Genomic DNA, 16,471 nt, shown 5'->3' with positions numbered 1-16,471 from the left:
CCGGCCTGAACCGGAAGGCATGAACAGCGATGGGCGTCGAACGGGCTGAAAAGTTGAGTTCCATGAGGACTGCTTGCGCGCTCGACGCCGTGTTAAATCGGCCGCGTGTCGTCGGGGTCGGCTGGCCGGCGTTGCGGCATCAGCAGCAGCAGGCTCGCGACGGGCCACAGCGCGGCTTCGACGAATCCGTCGATCAGATAACCCCAGCCGGGAAAGGCCGCGCCCGTCAGCAGGCGGATGACGAACGGCACCAGTTGAGCGATCACCAGCAGCGGCATGACGGCGAAAGTCTGCACGCCGAGCGACATCCACAGGACGCGGCGATGGATCGTGATCGCGCCATACGACAACAGCGTGTACGCGAGCGCGTGCTCGCCCAGCAGGCTGGCGTTGTGCACGTCCATTAGCAGACCCAGGAAGAACGCGATCCCCATGCCGACCTTGCGCGGCTGATGCACATTCCAGAACAGCAGCACGAGCGCGACGAAGTCAGGCACGCCGATCAGGCGCCCCCACGGCATCAGGTTCAGCAGAAAGGCCGCAGCGAGGCTGAACGCGATGAAGTACGGATTGACCGGCTGCAGAATGTATTGCGGACGGTTCATGGCTTCACCCCCGGCGCGGCTTGTGGCCTGGCTTTTTCGACGGCGGCGGGTTTCTTTGACGCAGCGGGTTTCTGGTCGGCCGGCGCCGCTTTACCTGCCTGGCCAGGCGCGCTTGCCGCGGGCTTGGGGGCGTTCTTGTCAGCGGCCGGCTTTTCCGCTGGTTTGGCGGATTTATCGGCGGCGGCCTTGCTGTCTGCCGCTTTCGCGCTCTTCTTTGCCTTCGCGTCTTTAGCGGACAGCTCCGGCTCTTCGGCTGGACGCGGCGGCACGTCGGCCACGTAATGCAGCACCAGCAACTGACGCGCGCCGCGTACCGGCGCGATAGGCAGGCAGATGACGCGCGCAAATGCGGTGTCCGCCTGCTTATCGACGCGGACCACCTTGGCAACCGGCAGCCCCGGCGGGTACACGCCGTCGAGTCCGCTCGTGACGAGTTCGTCGCCCGTCTGGACGTCGGCGCTGATCGGCACGAAGCGCAGATCGAGCGTGTCGCCCTTCGGCGTGCCGTAGATCACGCTGCGCAGGCCGGTGCGAACGATCTGCACTGGCACAGCCTGGTCTTTGTCGGTGAGCAGCGTCACTTCGGCCTGTAGCGGGAACACGCGGGTAACCTGGCCGATCACGCCGTCTTCGTTGACGACGGGCGATCCGTTCTGGATGCCTTGCTGCGCGCCGCGATTGATTACGACCTTCTGCGTGAACGGATCGCGTGTGTCGTACTGGATTTCCGCAGGCAGCGATTGCGTGGTCGCACGTTGCGAAAGTTGCAGCAACGCGCGCAAATGGGCGTTTTCAGCGGATAGCTCAGCCGCCGTGTTCGCCTGCTGTGCGAGCTGGAGGTTCCTGGTATGCAACTTCTCGTTGTCGCTGCGCAGCGTGGCGCTGGTCACGGCCAGATCGGCGGCGCCCATGAAGACGTCGCGCGGCACGAGCGCCGCGCGTTGCAACGGATAAAGACCCGCGCCGAGCACGCCCCGAACGATTTCGAGCGTTTTGAAGCGTGCGTCGGAGATCAGCAAAGCCAGCGCGAGCACGACGAAAAACAGCAGTCGTGCGAGAGCGGATGGGCCTTGCTTGAACAGGGGCGGCGGACTGTATTCCATGGTCGGCGCCGGGGGCGTAAGCGGTTGGGTGAGGCGGCGGCGCGCTGGAAACGCGGGTTCAGCGCACGGAGGCTGGTTGGCCCAGCCAACGGCAAACCGGCCCGCAAGGGGCCGTTTGCCAGATCCGCGCTACTGACATCGATCTCGCTCGCTTACTCGTACGAGAAGATGCTGCCGAGCTTGTCCATGCGCTCGAGCGCCATGCCCGAACCGCGCACGACGCACGTCAGCGGGTCTTCAGCGACGAGCACCGGCAGACCGGTTTCTTCGGCGAGCAGGCGGTCCAGATCGCGCAGCAGCGCGCCACCGCCCGTCAGCATCATGCCGCGCTCGGCGATGTCCGCGCCCAGTTCCGGCGGCGTTTGTTCGAGCGCAATCTTGACCGACGAGACGATCTGGTTGAGCGGATCGGTCAGTGCTTCGAGAATTTCGTTGCTGGAGATGGTGAAGCTGCGCGGAATACCTTCCGACAGATTGCGGCCCTTCACTTCCATTTCCTTCACTTCGGAACCCGGGAAGGCCGAGCCGATTTCCTTCTTGATGGCTTCGGCGGTTTGCTCGCCGATCAGCATGCCGTAGTTGCGGCGGATGTAGTTGACGATGGCCTCGTCGAACTTGTCGCCCCCGACGCGCACGGAGCCCTTGTACACGATGCCGCCGAGCGAGATCACGCCGACTTCGGTCGTGCCGCCGCCGATGTCGACGACCATGGAGCCGGTCGCTTCCGACACCGGCAGGCCGGCGCCGATTGCGGCGGCCATGGGTTCTTCAATGAGATACACCTGCGAAGCGCCTGCGCCGTGAGCCGCTTCCTTGATGGCGCGGCGCTCGACCTGGGTCGAACCGCACGGCACGCAAATGATGATGCGCGGCGACGGCGAGAACATGCGCGACTCGTGAGCAGTTTTGATGAACTGCTTGATCATCTGCTCGGTCACCGTGAAGTCGGCGATCACGCCGTCTTTCATGGGGCGGATCGCCTCGATATTGCCCGGCACCTTGCCAAGCATCTGCTTGGCTTCCTTGCCGACTGCCTGAATGGTTTTCTTGCCGTTGGGACCGCCTTCCTGGCGGATCGAAACCACCGACGGTTCATCGAGAACGATGCCTTTGCCACGCATGTAGATGAGCGTGTTGGCGGTGCCTAGATCAATCGCCAGATCGTTGGAGAAGTAGCTGCGCAAAAAACCGAACATTCAAAATCCTGTCTCGCTTGGGGCCGGCCCTCGCAACGATGCGCAGGGCGGCAGCGGAAAAAAATAACAGCTTCAACCGGGCGAAGCGGCGCCACCGGAACTTGAAGCTGCGAGGGAGTCTACCGGAGGCCGAAGCAAGGCCGAGTCAGAAATATCCGAACTATCTTTACGAATTGTCCAGAAAGGCCTTGGTAAGTCGGTCCGGGTTTGGGTCGAACGCGTAATGATACCTTATAATTTTGGATGTTTTGAAGGAAACGGACGGCACTTTTTGCCGCCGCTGGCCCCTTTTTCGAGGTCATCCTCCCGCGTCGTAACCCACTGTCGCAGCGCTCTTTTCGCGCTGCGGCGGTCTGCCACTTTTTCCGGTGACTGCATGGCTTTGACCCTGACCGATGTTAAGCGCATCGCGCATCTTGCGCGGCTCGAACTGGCCGACGCCGACGCCGAACACACGCTTGCCCAGCTCAACGACTTTTTTGGCCTCGTCGAGCAGATGCAGGCGGTCGATACCACAGGCATCGCGCCGCTTGCCCATCCGATCGAACAGATCGAAGACGTCGCGCTGCGCCTGCGCGACGACGTGGTGACCGAAACGATCGAGCGCGAAGCTTTTCAGCGTCCTGCGCCGGCCGTGCAGGACGGTTTGTATCTCGTGCCGAAGGTGATCGAGTAAGACCCGCGTGGCGAGCGCCGCGCGGCCCGCGGGCAGCGCGCCGGAAAACAGCATGCCGTTTTCCGGGCGGCCCTCGCGGGTGCTGCTGGGAGCCCACACCCGGCCGGGCTCGCCGGCGCGCAATCGAACGCCTACACGGCAGCGTGATCCGCGCTGCCGCGCTTTCCAGGACAAAACGCAATGCATGAAAAAAGTCTGACCGAACTGCGCGCCGCACTGGCAGCGAAGGAATGCTCCGCCGTCGAACTGGCGCAGCTTTATCTCAAGCGCATCGACGCGGCCAATAGCCTGAACGCTTTCATTCAGGTCGACGCGGACCTGACGCTCGCGCAGGCGAAGGCCGCGGACGCACTGCTTCACGCGGGCCACGGCGGTCCGCTGACCGGCCTGCCCATCGCGCACAAAGACGTGTTCGTCACCAAGGGCTGGCGCTCCACTGCCGGCTCGAAAATGTTGTCGAACTACGAAAGTCCGTTCGACGCAACGGTGGTCGAGCGTCTGCAGAAGGCGGGCATGGTTTGCGTGGGCAAGACCAACATGGACGAATTCGCGATGGGCTCGTCCAACGAAAATTCGTACTTTGGTCCCGTACAAAACCCGTGGGATCGTCAGGCCGTGCCGGGCGGCTCGTCGGGCGGTTCTGCGGCGGCGGTCGCCGCGCGCCTCGCGCCTGCCGCGACCGGCACCGACACCGGCGGCTCGATCCGTCAGCCGGCGTCGTTCTCGGGCATCACCGGCATCAAGCCTACGTACGGCCGCGTGTCGCGCTACGGCATGATCGCGTTTGCGTCGTCGTTGGATCAGGGCGGCCCGATGGCGCAAAGCGCCGCCGATTGCGCCACGCTGCTCAACGCCATGGCCGGCTTCGACGAGCGCGATTCGACGAGCCTCGTGCGCGACGACGAAGACTACACGCGCTATCTCGGCCAGCCGTGGAAACAGGACGGCGCCGGCAAGCCGCTCGCCGGTCTGCGCATCGGCCTGCCGAAAGAGTATTTCGGCGCGGGTCTCGCCGACGACGTGCGCGCTTCTATCGACGCGACGTTGAAGGAATACGAAGCACTCGGCGCAACGCTCGTCGAAGTGTCGTTGCCGAAAACCGAGCTGTCGATCCCGGTCTACTACGTGATCGCGCCGGCGGAGGCGTCGTCGAACCTGTCGCGTTTCGACGGCGTGCGCTTTGGCCATCGCGCCGCGGAATATCGCGATCTGCTCGACATGTACAAGAAGTCGCGGGCTGAAGGTTTCGGTCCGGAAGTTAAACGTCGCATCATGGTCGGCGCTTACGTGTTGTCGCACGGGTATTACGACGCGTACTACCTGCAGGCGCAGAAAATCCGCCGCATCATCGCGCAGGACTTCCAGGAAGCGTTCAAGCAGTGCGACGTGATCATGGGACCGGTCGCGCCGTCGGTGGCGTGGGATCTGGGCGCGAAGGGCGACGACCCGGTGCAGATGTATCTCGCCGACGTCTACACGCTGTCGGTGAGCCTCGCCGGTTTGCCCGGCATGAGCGTGCCGTGCGGCTTCGGCGCGGGCGCGAACGCGCAGCGCCCCGTGGGATTGCAGATCATCGGCAACTATTTCAATGAAGCCCGGATGCTGCAGGTGGCCGACGCGTTCCAGCGCGCGACCGACTGGCACCGTAAAGCACCGGCAGGAGTGTGAGCACCATGACCAAGCAATGGGAAGTCGTGATCGGTCTGGAGACCCACGCGCAGCTGTCCACGCAATCGAAGATTTTCTCGGGCTCCCCGACGCAATTCGGCGCCGCGCCCAACACGCAGGCGAGCCCTGTCGATCTCGCGTTGCCGGGCACGTTGCCGGTGATGAACCGCGGCGCTGTAGAACGCGCAATCCAGTTCGGCCTCGCAATCGGTGCAACGGTCGCGCCGCGCAGCATCTTCGCGCGCAAGAATTATTTTTATCCCGATCTGCCGAAGGGCTATCAGATCAGTCAGTACGAAATTCCCGTCGTGCAGGGCGGCCAGGTGACGATTCAGGTGCCGGCCAACGAGAAAGCGGGTAAGGAAGCGTATTCGAAGGTCGTCAATCTCACCCGGGCGCATCTGGAAGAAGACGCAGGCAAGTCGCTGCACGAAGACTTCGCGGGCATGACGGGCATCGACCTGAATCGCGCGGGCACGCCGCTGCTCGAAATCGTCACCGAGCCTGAAATGCGCAGCGCGGCAGAAGCCGTCGCATACGCAAAAACGCTGCATACGCTCGTGACCTGGCTCGGCATCTGCGACGGGAACATGCAGGAAGGGTCGTTCCGTTGCGACGCGAACGTGTCGGTGCGTCCGGTGGGTCAGGCGGAGTTCGGCACGCGAGCCGAGATCAAGAACCTCAACTCGTTCCGCTTTCTGGAAGAAGCGATCCAGTACGAGGTGCGCCGTCAGATCGAACTGATCGAAGACGGCGGGACGGTGGTGCAGGAAACGCGTCTATACGATCCGGATAAGCGTGAAACGCGTTCCATGCGCAGCAAGGAAGACGCGCACGATTACCGCTATTTCCCCGATCCCGATCTCATGCCGCTCGTGGTCGACGCAGCGTGGGTCGCGCGCGTGAAGAGCGAAATGCCGGAGTTGCCCGAAGCGATCCAGCAGCGCTTCGTGTCGCAATACGGTCTCACGCCGTACGACGCGAACGTGCTCACGTCGAGCAAGGCAATGGCCGCGTATTACGAAGCGGTAGTCGTCAAGCTCGGTGCGGGCAACGCCAAGGTCGCGGCGAACTGGCTGATGGGCGAGGTGTCGTCGCAACTGAATCGCGAAGGCCTCGATATGGCGGACTGCCCTGTGTCGTCCGCGCAACTGGCATTGCTGCTGCAGCGCATTGCAGACGGCACGATCTCCAACAAGATCGCAAAGGAAATCTTCCTCGCGATCTGGGAGGAGAAGGCCACAGACGAAGGCGCCGCCGACCGCATCATCGAAGCGAAGGGTTTGAAGCAGATTTCCGACACGGGCGCGCTTGAAGCGATCATCGACGAAGTGCTCGCTGCGAACCAGAAGTCGGTTGAAGAGTTCCGCGCGGGCAAGGAGAAGGCGTTCAACGCGCTGATCGGCCAGGCAATGAAAGCGACGAAGGGCAAGGCCAATCCGGCGCAGGTGAACGAACTGCTGAAGAAAAAGCTATCGTAAGCCGGAGCGTGGCTCAAGCTGAAATGAAGTGCAGTTGAAGAGAAAATACGGCTGAAGCGCTCGCGCTTTGGCGACAGCGGGCTGTTGCCGGAAACGAAAGTTGGAGGCAACGGCCCGTTTCATTTCGCGGCCGCGCTTTTTGCGAGCCGCTGAACGCAGATCACGGAGTGTGTTGATGGCGAAGCAACCCGAACTCGACGATTTCCGCGTGCCTTATTTCGAGACCAAGAAGAACGACAAGTTTTCGCTCGACGATTTCGATCCCGCTGCAAAGCCTTTTTCGACGGGATCGAAAGACACCGACCGCGCGCGTCTGTCAGAAATTGGCGCGAAGCTCGACAGCTTGCAGGAATGCCTGCACGCGCAGCAGAAGCGACGCGTGTTGCTGGTCCTTCAAGGCATGGATACGAGCGGCAAGGACGGCACTATTCGCGCGGTGTTTCACGAAGTCGATCCGCTCGGTTTGCGGATTGTGCCGTTCAAGGCGCCGACGCCCGTGGAATTCGCGCATGATTTCCTTTGGCGCGTCCATTGGCAGGCGCCTGCTGCCGGCGAGCTAACTATCTTCAATCGCAGCCACTACGAAGACCTGTTGGTCCCGACTGTCCTCGGCGAGCTCGACAAGGACGCGTTCCAGGTGCGCAGCCGACACATTCGCCAGTTCGAGGAATTGCTCGCCGACAGTTGCACGACAATCGTCAAGTGCATGCTGCATATTTCGAAAGACGAACAGCGCGCGCGCCTGCAAGCGCGGATCGACGACCCGACGAAGCACTGGAAATTCGACGTCTCCGATCTCGACGCGCGCAAACAGTGGGACAAGTATCAGGCCGCGTATCGCGACGCCCTCGCCGCGACTTCCACCGAATACGCGCCGTGGTACGTGATTCCCGCCGACTCGAAAACGCATCGCAACCTGATGGTCGCCGAACTGCTGTTGCGTACGTTTGAAGGGCTAAAGCTCGAATATCCGCCCGCAAAAGAATCGCTGAAGGGCGTCAAGGTCGAGTGAGTTTCGCCGTTCGCCCCGAACGGATCTCAAAAACGAATTGAAGATAAAGGAACGACATGTTGCGTGTGATTACCGCCAACCTGAACGGCATCCGCTCAGCGGCGAAGAAAGGTTTTTTCGACTGGTTTGGCGAGCAGAATGCCGACGTGCTCTGCGTGCAGGAAATCAAATGTTCGCAAGACGACATGACGCCGGAATTCCTCGCGCCGCACGACTTCACCGGCTATTTCCAGCACGCCGTGAAGAAGGGCTATAGCGGCGCGGGTGTCTATACGCGTCATGAGCCGGACGAAGTCGTGATTGGCTTCGGCAGCGAGGAGTTCGATCCGGAAGGGCGCTACGTCGAACTGCGTTTCGGCAAGCTGTCGATCGTGTCGGTGTATGTGCCGTCAGGGTCGAGCGGTGACGAGCGCCAGCAGGCCAAATACCGTTTCATGGATGAGTTCATGCCGCATCTCGCGGAGCTTGCCCGCGAGCGCGAAGTGATCGTGTGCGGCGACGTGAACATCGTCCACAAGGAAATCGACATCAAGAACTGGAAGAGCAACCAGAAGAATTCAGGTTGCCTGCCGGAAGAGCGCGCGTGGCTCACCAAGCTTTTCGACGAAGTCGGTTACGTGGACGTATTCCGCACGCTCGATCAGCGTCCGGAGCAATACACGTGGTGGAGCAATCGCGGCCAGGCGTATGCGAAGAACGTGGGGTGGCGGATCGACTACCAGATCGCGACGCCGGGCATCGCGAGCAAGGCGAAACGCACGGACGTGTTTCGCGATATCAAGTTCAGCGACCACGCGCCGCTGACGGTCGACTACGACCACGACGTCAAGAAGTGAAATTCGCGTTCGCCGTCAGGCGGCTGGACATGCGTAGCTCGATCGTGAGCAACGTCTGACGGGACGCGTGCGGAATTGATCGAGCCGTCTTAATCGCGCGCGAGCTTGCGGCGCGGGCGGCCCATGCCGGCGTAGTCCGGGAGGGCATCCACGGTCTTGCCAATGGCTTTCGCATACAGCGGCAGCATATCGGGCAAGCGCTTGATGATGTCCTCGCGGCGCGCCGGCGTGTACGGGTGCACGTAGATGAAGCCCTGCTCGCGATTGCTGCGCGTGGCCTGAGCGAGTTTGTCCCAAAGCGTGACTGCCGCGCGCGGATCGAAGCCCGCGCGAGAGGCAATGTCGCTGCCGATCACGTCGGCTTCGGTCTCGTCAGTGTTCTCGTACTTCATTTCGAGCAGGCGCGAGCCGATGCCGAGCGGCGCCATGCCGAGATCCGCCAGACCGAATAGCTGTGGAATCGTGCCCGACGAATTGAGCTGGCTCGCCTGCAATTGACCGAGGCGTTCCCGCGCATGCTCACGCAGCGCATGCGCGATCTCGTGGCCAATCAGCATGCCGAGTTCGTTGTCGTTCAGATGCGCGCGGTCGAGCAGCCCACCGTACACGACAATCTTGCCTCCCGGCAGGCAGTACATACGAACGTCGGTCGAGCGCACCACGGCGACATCCCACTTCCAGCCCTTCGCCCGCTCGTTCCATTTGAGCGAGTACGGCACCATCTTGTCGACGATCGAGCGCACACGTGTCACGTGCGCGTCAGTGTCGCCGTAGAGGCGGTTTGCATGCTCCGCACCGTACGCGATCTGGCTGAACTCGTCTGCGGCTTGCGCCTCGAGCACCGGCGACGGCACCAGATTACGGAACACGAGATAGCCGCCGAAGCGCAACTGGTTGTTCGGGCTGTACGGCGCCGACGCGCCCGCGCCCGCTGCGGGCTTTGTCGCGCCAGTGGGCGAAGACGTTGCGGTCGGGGTTCGCGCGATAGCGGGTGGTTGCGCCGATGCACCGGGCGACGTGCCTGCGGCCTGCCCACTCCCGGAGGGTGTCGCGTTGGCCGCACTGCTCGCGGCCGGTGTCGCGGAGGTGGCGTTTTCTGTACCGGCGATTGGCGCTGCGGATTTCGTGACCGGCACCGGCGGCGCAGCCGTTGTTGCATTAGCGGACGTGCCGGCGGCGGCACTGTTACCGGTAGCCGGGGCCGCAGCTGGGGGGAGCGCTGCGGCGGCAGCATAGGCGCCGGAGGGCACGGCGGCACTCAACAGGCTCAGACAGAGAAGGCTCAACGCTGCATGCAACGCGCCGCGGCGGGCCTTGCACCACGCAGCGCGCGGGACCGGCGACAACAACCGCTTCGGGAGACGCACCTTCACGACCTGTCTCTCCACGGCGCAATGCGCAACAGAAGCAGCATGCCCGGCACGGCCAGCGCCGTGCAGACAATGAAGTAGTCGAACCAGCCGATCTTGGCCACCACGTAGCCGCTCGCCGCCGAAGCCAGCGTGCGCGGCACCGAAGCGAGACTCGTGAAGAGCGCGAACTGGGTAGCCGTGTAGCGCGGGTCCGTGGTGCTGGCGATGTACGCGGTGAAAGCCGCCATCGTCAGACCAGTAGAGAAGGTTTCGAAACCGTAGACCAGCGCGAGCGCGACCGAGCGCGGTTCGAGTTGCACAGACCAGTCGACGCCGACGAAGGCGAGCAGTCTCGTCGTACCTTCGCTTATCCACACGGCGATGTCATAGACCGCCGTCAAACCGGGCGAGGCGGGTCCGAGATGCGCAAGCCATGCGAAGCCGAGTGTCGACACCATCTGAAGGATGCCGAAGATCCACAAACCTCGCCCGATGCCAATTTTCATCAGCCAGATACCGCCGACGATTCCGCCCGCGAGACTCGCGCCGAACGCCGTGGTTTTCGCGATCACGCCGATCTGCGTGCGCGAGAAGCCGATATCGAGGAAGAACGATGTGGACAACGTCGTTGCCATCGTGTCGCCGAGCTTGTACAGAAAGATGAAGCCGAGCACGAACAGCGCGCCGCGCCAGCCGTCACGTTCGAGGAATTCGCGGAACGGCTGCACGATCGCTTCGCGCAGATTCTTGGGCGGCGTGCCGTGCACTTCGGGTTCGCGCACAACGAGCGTCATCACCATACCGGGCACCATAAACGCTGCAGTGACCATGAACACGGTAGTCCACGGCAAATGATCCGACAGAATGAGCGCGAGCGACCCGGGTACTAGCGCTGCGATCTTGTAGGCGTTCACGTGCACCGCGTTGCCGAGGCCTTGCTGCGTGTCGCTTAGCAATTCACGCCGGTATGCGTCGATCGAAATGTCCTGGCTTGCGCCGAAGAATGCGACGAGCGCCGTCAATGCCGCGACGGTCCAGATCGAGTCGCGCGGCGACACGAAGCCCAACGTTGCGATGGCCCCCGCGACCAGAATCTGCGTGACGAGCATCCAACCGCGCCGTCTGCCCGGGCGCCAGCCCGGAAAGCGCGGGACGTAGCGGTCCATCAGCGGGGCCCAGATGAATTTCCAGGTGTAGGGGAACTGGATCAGCGCAAAGAGGCCGATTTCCTTCAGATTGACGCCTTCGGAGCGTAACCACGCCTGCACCAGGTAGACGAGCGTGAACAGCGGCAATCCCGACGTAAAGCCGAGAAAGACGCAGATTAGCATGCGCGTATTAAAAAACGCGCGCCAGCCGGGATGTTCTTCGTGAGCGGTAAGTGCAGGCGCCTCGTGCGGCGGGTTCGACATGTGGATAACTTGCGTTAGCTTTTCTTGACGCGATAGACCGCAAGACTACCACGCCAGTTCACCCCCCATCGCACCGTCTGACCGTCGTGCAGCACCACACGGTCCAGAATTTCGATGCCGACTTCGGGCGCGAGTGCCTCGAAGTCCTTGATGGTCAGCACCCGCACGTTAGGCGTGTTGTGCCATTGATAAGGCAGTGACTTCGACACCGGCATGCGTCCCTGCAGCACGGAAAGACGGTGCGCCCAGTAGCCGAAGTTCGGGAACGACACGATACATTCCCGGCCGACCCGCACGGTCTCGCGCAAAATCGCGGCGGTCTGATGAATGGTTTGCAGTGTCTGCGACAGAACCGCGAAGTCGAAGCTGCCGTCTTCGAAGAGGCGCAGGCCGTCTTCCAGATTCTGCTGGATCACGTTGACGCCGTTTTGCGTCGCGGCCAGTACGCCGGCGTCGTTGATCTCGATGCCATAGCCTTGCACGTCCAGTTCCTCGGTGAGCAGCGACAACAGCGAGCCGTCGCCGCAGCCGAGATCAAGCACCGTGGCGCGCGGTTCGACCCAGCGGGCGATCGCGCGAAAGTCCGGGCGCAGCGCCAGATAGTCCAGAGCTCGCTGGTTCATGCGTTCACCTCGTTCGCAATGCGTTCGTAGTAGGCGCGCATCAGGTTGTGATAGCGCGCATCGTCGAGCAGGAAGGCGTCGTGACCGTGCGGCGCGTCGATTTCCGCGTAGGTGACGGTGCGCTTGTGATCGAGCAGCGCCTTCACGAGTTCGCGTGAACGGGCCGGCGCGAAACGCCAGTCGGTTGTGAAGCTCGCGATCAGATACTTCGCCGTTGTATGGGCAACGGCCGCTGTCAGATCTCCTTCGAAGGCTTTGGCCGGATCGAAGTAATCGAGCGCGCGTGTGATCAGTAGATAGGTGTTGGCGTCGAAGTAGTCGGCGAACTTGTCGCCCTGATAGCGCAGATACGACTCCACCTCGAACTCAACGTCGAAATTGAAGTTGTATGCGTCGAGCGCGCCCTCGGCGCGGCGCAGCGACCGGCCGAATTTTTCGGCCATGTCGTCGTCCGACAGATACGTGATGTGGCCGATCATTCGTGCGACACGTAAGCCGCGTTTCGGCTTCACGTTATGCGCGTAGTAGTTGCCGCCGTGGAAGTCGGGATCCGACAGGATCGCCGAGCGCGCCACCTCGTTGAACGCGATGTTTTGCGCCGACAACTTGGGCGTCGACGCCACCACGATGCAATGCCCGACCCGCTCCGGATACATCATGCTCCACGCGAGTGCCTGCATGCCGCCCAAGCTGCCGCCCATCACAGCGGCAAAGCGTGTAATGCCGAACTGATCCGCGACGCGCGCCTGGGCGTTGACCCAGTCTTCCACCGTGACCACGGGGAACGTCGCGCCGTACGGATTGCCGGTTGCAGGATCGATGCTCATGGGACCCGTCGAGCCGAAGCACGAGCCGAGGTTGTTCACGCCGATCACGAAGAACTTATTGGTGTCGAGCGGCTTGCCGGGGCCGACCATGTTGTCCCACCAGCCGATGTCCTTCGGATTGTCCGCATAGACGCCCGCAACATGATGCGAGGCGTTCAGCGCGTGACACACGAGTACCGCATTGCTGCGCGCAGCGTTGAGCGTGCCATAGGTCTCGACCATCAGGTCGTAGCTGGCGAGCGAGCTGCCGTTTTGCAGACGCAACGGCTCGGTGAAATGCATTTTTTGTGGAGCGACGATACCGATCGATTCCATTCATTCCGCCATTTGACAAAGACAGGGCGGCTAGACGGCGTCGGCAAAGCACGGAGGAGAAAGACTTGTGCGCGGCTGACGACCTCTTTAGCCGCATTTATAGTGAACCGCGGAAACTTCCACTGGTTCGCGCGCCCGCAATCGAGTCAGCAAATCGGCGCGTACTAGGCTTTCACAACAGGAATTCACACACGTATTAGACGTGTTCTGAAGCGCGGCATTAGAAGCTGGGAAGCGATTTCCGGAGACAATCAGGGCCGCGATCAGGCGCAAAGTATAGCGGAAAATCTCGCGCGGCAGCGTCTGACACCCCGTGGCGCGCCTTCTTCAGCGGACTACTGAAGGATCACTCGTAATTGGGAATCCGCGTCGGCGGCCGGCATACGCACGAAGCCGCTGCGAACGAACCGGTGCCAGCGGCCGATGATATAGCTGAGCAGCAGGCTTGCTCTCACGGCCGGATCGTAATCGGCCGGGGCGGGCACCGGCGACGGCGCGTCTTGAGCGGCTGCACCGGCGTTCGTTGCAGCTAAGCGCAGACATTGCTTCAACGAAGCTTCCACGCGCTCGAGCATCTGATTGACGCGCACGGTCAGCCGCTCATGTTCGCCGACCAGCGCCTCGCATGTGAGTACCCGGGTCATGCCAGGATTTTTCGCGGAGAAATTCAGCAGCATCAATGCGATTGCGCGCGCCTGCAGCACACCGCTCTCTTCCCTGTCGACAATCTGATTGATCAATCCGAAGATGGTCTGCTCGATGAACTCGATTAGCCCTTCGAACATTTGCGCCTTGCTGGCAAAGTGCCGATAAAGCGCGGCTTCGGACACGCCGAGCCTTGCCGCAAGCGCAGCCGTGGTGATTTTTTCGCTCTTTGGCGCCTCAAGCATGGAGGCGAGCGTCTGGAGAATATGCACGCGGCGCTCGCCCGGTTTCAGGCGCTGCCCGCGGGGTGCAGCGGGCGCGGCGGGTTCGTGTTCGGCTAGGGCTTCGTCAGGCTTGTCGATCGGCTGCATGGCTGTCGTCCCGTCTGCTGGCGCTTCACTCGAACCGAGCGGGTGCTCAGTCGTAGCGATTTTAACGAACGAATGCTGCGATCGACATAGTGCGGCCGGCCTGTACCCGGTAGCCGCGTGGGCACGCCGTCCGCATGAGGCTTACGCGGCAGATGGCCGGTGATCCATACGGTGCGGATGCCGAGGCGCCGGTAGTTCTTCAGGTGCGAACGCGTGTCTTCGACGAGGATCACGTCTTTCAGCGACACACGAGCGTCACGCATGGCCTTGCGCAACATCGCGTGGTCGGGTTTTGCGCGCCAGCGGCGCCGGTCGCGCATGTGCTCGATGGCGATTACCTGCTCGAACAGACGCTCGATACGAAGCTGCGCCAGCACCGCGCGCGCGTACGCTTCAGGCGCATTGGTCAGCACGATCTTGCGCCCCGGCAGCGCCGCAACGAGACGCGCCACGCCGCGCTCGTGCCGGACCATAGAGCCGAGATCGGGGAACGTGTGCACGACCTTCAGGAAGTCGCTTGCGTCGAGTGGATGATGGCGCGTGAGACCCAGCAGCGCAGCGCCGTAGCGCTCCGTGTAGCCGGTGCGCAGACGGTTGGCTTCGTCGAGCTCGACCTGGAGCGCGTCGATGATGTACTGCGTCATCGCCTGATTGATTGCAGGGAAGATGGCGTGCGACGCATGGTGCAGCGTGTTGTCGAGATCGAACAGCCAGACCGGACGGCCGCCCCCGATATGCGGACGGCGGCGTCGGGAAGTTGGAGTGCGCATGGTCAGTAGGGCCGTTCAGGCCGGAGCAGTTGCTGCGCGCGGCGGCCATACGTTGCCGGATTGTTGCCGCAGTGCACACAAGGCGCGCCGGTTTGGCGTGCCTTATGTGCCGGGCGGGGGACAGCAATCAATGCGAGCGGATCATTGTGCCGAACGGCTGCTCGGTGAGAATTTCCAGCAGCACCGAATGCTCGATACGCCCGTCGATAATATGCACCGAGCGCACGCCGCTCTTGGCCGCGTCAAGCGCCGACGAGATTTTCGGCAGCATGCCGCCGGAGATCGTGCCGTCGGCAAACAGGCCGTCGATTTCGCGCGCTGACAGGTCGGTGAGCAGATTGCCTTCTTTGTCCATCACGCCGGGGATGTTCGTCATCATCACGAGCTTTTCGGCGTTCAGCACGACCGCCAGTTTGCCCGCGACGAGGTCGGCGTTGATGTTGTACGACAGGCCGTCTTCGCCGAAACCAATTGGCGAGATCACCGGAATGAATGCGTCGTCCTGCAGCGCCTTTACAACCGCGGGGTTGATGGCTTCGACTTCGCCCACCTGGCCAATGTCGACGTACTGACCGGGATTGTCACGGTCGGGCATCAGCATCTTGCGCGCGTGGATCAGGCCGCCGTCCTTGCCGGTCAGACCGACCGCGTGACCGCCGAAGTGGTTGATCAGCGTAACGATGTCCTGCTGCACTTCGCCGCCGAGCACCCATTCGACGACTTCCATCGTCTCTTCGTCGGTGACGCGCATGCCTTGAATGAACGTGCCCTGCTTGCCGACTTTCTTCAGCGCCTGGTCGATTTGCGGACCGCCGCCGTGCACGATGACCGGATTGATGCCGACCAGCTTCAGCAAAATGACGTCGCGCGCAAATCCCTGCTTCAGCCGCTCCTCCGTCATGGCGTTGCCGCCGTATTTGATAACCACGGTCTTACCGTGATACTGGCGAATGTAAGGCAGCGCCTCGGCCAGGATTTCAGCCTTCAGGGTGGGCGCAATCTGCGAAAGGTCGGGAAGCTCGGACATGGCGGCAGGCTCGGGCACGGAACAGTTAAAACACGGCGAATTGTACAGGACTGGCGCGCTGCAACAGGGTTTTCGACACGCGCGCTCGCGGCACGCAGCCGGTGTTTGCGCCCGGCGCAAGCGGCGTTTGCAGCGCCAGCCGACGACCAAGCGTACCGCGCCTCGCGCGCACCTGTGAACTAGCCGAATGGACGACTCACGGCCGGACGCCGGCCGTGGCATTATTGGCTCGTCGATGCTTCGCGGGGCCATCTGCCTGCCATGAAACCATCTGCTACCCGCCCGCAAGGCAGCGCGCGTTGCCCGCGCTGCGGTAACGCGTTCGACTGCGCAATGCATGCAGAGCCTTTCGACTGTTGGTGCCGCGAAATGCCCGCACTGCCGCGCGACCGGCTGGACCCGGCCGGACGTTGCCTTTGCCCGGAATGTCTCGTAGCGGAGATTGCGAGAGCGGCCCAGGCCGAGCCGGGCGCCAATTTGCCGTGACGCTGCCGTGACAGGCGCCGCGACCGTCGCCGGGCTGCGGGCGGAGCCGCGGCTGGCTTCAGTGGC

The 16,471-nt window shown here is 62.5% G+C and carries 16 protein-coding genes; 6 read left to right on the top strand and 10 right to left on the bottom strand.

Translation table 11 applies throughout. The annotated features are described in order from the left end of the window. Positions 1-92: 92 nt before the first annotated feature. From mreD to SB753_RS20785, 3 genes are all read right to left on the bottom strand, one after another. A complete protein-coding gene (gene mreD / locus SB753_RS20795; RefSeq protein ID WP_020067261.1) occupies positions 93-605 on the bottom strand; it encodes a rod shape-determining protein MreD in 513 nt (170 codons plus the stop codon). Then, positions 602-1,708: a rod shape-determining protein MreC gene (gene mreC / locus SB753_RS20790; protein ID WP_408170736.1), complete on the bottom strand. Its 1,107-nt coding sequence runs from the start codon at positions 1,706-1,708 to the stop codon at positions 602-604. The genes mreD and mreC overlap by 4 nt, the downstream gene beginning before the upstream one ends. A 152-nt stretch (positions 1,709-1,860) precedes the next feature. After that, complete coding sequence (locus SB753_RS20785) at positions 1,861-2,904, bottom strand: rod shape-determining protein (protein WP_004189550.1); 1,044 nt, start codon at positions 2,902-2,904, stop codon at positions 1,861-1,863. Between the two features lie 376 nt (positions 2,905-3,280). On the opposite strand from SB753_RS20785, the gene gatC reads away from it, so the two are divergent. From gatC to SB753_RS20760, 5 genes are all read left to right on the top strand, one after another. Next, the gene (gatC, locus tag SB753_RS20780; RefSeq protein WP_020067259.1) at positions 3,281-3,580 is read left to right on the top strand and encodes an Asp-tRNA(Asn)/Glu-tRNA(Gln) amidotransferase subunit GatC; all 300 of its coding nucleotides are present in this window, start codon (positions 3,281-3,283) and stop codon (positions 3,578-3,580) included. A 180-nt stretch (positions 3,581-3,760) separates the two neighbouring features. Then, entirely contained in the window at positions 3,761-5,248 is a 1,488-nt protein-coding gene (gene gatA / locus SB753_RS20775; RefSeq protein WP_410801590.1) for an Asp-tRNA(Asn)/Glu-tRNA(Gln) amidotransferase subunit GatA, read from the top strand. Between the two features lie 5 nt (positions 5,249-5,253). Beyond that, on the top strand, positions 5,254-6,729 hold the full coding sequence (gene gatB, locus SB753_RS20770; protein WP_392392781.1) for an Asp-tRNA(Asn)/Glu-tRNA(Gln) amidotransferase subunit GatB: 1,476 nt from the start codon (positions 5,254-5,256) through the stop codon (positions 6,727-6,729). A gap of 175 nt (positions 6,730-6,904) precedes the next feature. Further along, on the top strand, positions 6,905-7,741 hold the full coding sequence (locus SB753_RS20765) for a PPK2 family polyphosphate kinase (RefSeq protein ID WP_310355325.1): 837 nt from the start codon (positions 6,905-6,907) through the stop codon (positions 7,739-7,741). Between the two features lie 56 nt (positions 7,742-7,797). Further along, entirely contained in the window at positions 7,798-8,577 is a 780-nt protein-coding gene (locus tag SB753_RS20760; protein WP_020067255.1) for an exodeoxyribonuclease III, read from the top strand. An 89-nt stretch (positions 8,578-8,666) separates the two neighbouring features. Here the strand turns inward: SB753_RS20760 and SB753_RS20755 are convergent, their stop codons facing one another. The 7 genes from SB753_RS20755 to argB form a co-directional block, all read right to left on the bottom strand. Beyond that, positions 8,667-9,950 (bottom strand): M48 family metalloprotease, encoded by a 1,284-nt coding sequence (locus tag SB753_RS20755; protein WP_410801588.1) that lies wholly within the window; start codon positions 9,948-9,950, stop codon positions 8,667-8,669. Continuing rightward, entirely contained in the window at positions 9,947-11,341 is a 1,395-nt protein-coding gene (locus SB753_RS20750; protein ID WP_020067252.1) for an AmpG family muropeptide MFS transporter, read from the bottom strand. The genes SB753_RS20755 and SB753_RS20750 overlap by 4 nt, the downstream gene beginning before the upstream one ends. Positions 11,342-11,355: 14 nt before the next feature. Further along, positions 11,356-11,964 carry a methionine biosynthesis protein MetW gene (gene metW, locus SB753_RS20745; protein WP_020067251.1) on the bottom strand — a complete coding sequence of 203 codons (609 nt, stop codon included), beginning with the start codon at positions 11,962-11,964 and terminating at the stop codon, positions 11,356-11,358. Beyond that, positions 11,961-13,106, bottom strand: coding sequence for a homoserine O-succinyltransferase MetX (locus SB753_RS20740; RefSeq protein WP_087752304.1), 1,146 nt, complete (start codon positions 13,104-13,106; stop codon positions 11,961-11,963). The genes metW and SB753_RS20740 overlap by 4 nt, the downstream gene beginning before the upstream one ends. Positions 13,107-13,441: 335 nt before the next feature. Further along, entirely contained in the window at positions 13,442-14,122 is a 681-nt protein-coding gene (gene slmA, locus SB753_RS20735) for a nucleoid occlusion factor SlmA (RefSeq protein WP_410801586.1), read from the bottom strand. Then, a complete protein-coding gene (locus tag SB753_RS20730) occupies positions 14,089-14,892 on the bottom strand; it encodes a pyrimidine 5'-nucleotidase (RefSeq protein ID WP_410801584.1) in 804 nt (267 codons plus the stop codon). The genes slmA and SB753_RS20730 overlap by 34 nt, the downstream gene beginning before the upstream one ends. A 127-nt stretch (positions 14,893-15,019) precedes the next feature. After that, on the bottom strand, positions 15,020-15,919 hold the full coding sequence (gene argB / locus SB753_RS20725; RefSeq protein WP_013337747.1) for an acetylglutamate kinase: 900 nt from the start codon (positions 15,917-15,919) through the stop codon (positions 15,020-15,022). A gap of 261 nt (positions 15,920-16,180) precedes the next feature. On the opposite strand from argB, the gene SB753_RS20720 reads away from it, so the two are divergent. Then, a complete protein-coding gene (locus SB753_RS20720) occupies positions 16,181-16,405 on the top strand; it encodes a cysteine-rich CWC family protein (protein WP_410801582.1) in 225 nt (74 codons plus the stop codon). Positions 16,406-16,471 lie beyond the last annotated feature (66 nt).

Source organism: Paraburkholderia sp. SIMBA_053 (assembly GCF_046534895.1).
GTDB classification, from domain to species: domain Bacteria; phylum Pseudomonadota; class Gammaproteobacteria; order Burkholderiales; family Burkholderiaceae; genus Paraburkholderia; species Paraburkholderia caledonica.
Note: the sequence above shows the minus strand (reverse complement) of the source record. Positions and strands in the feature narration are given on the sequence as shown.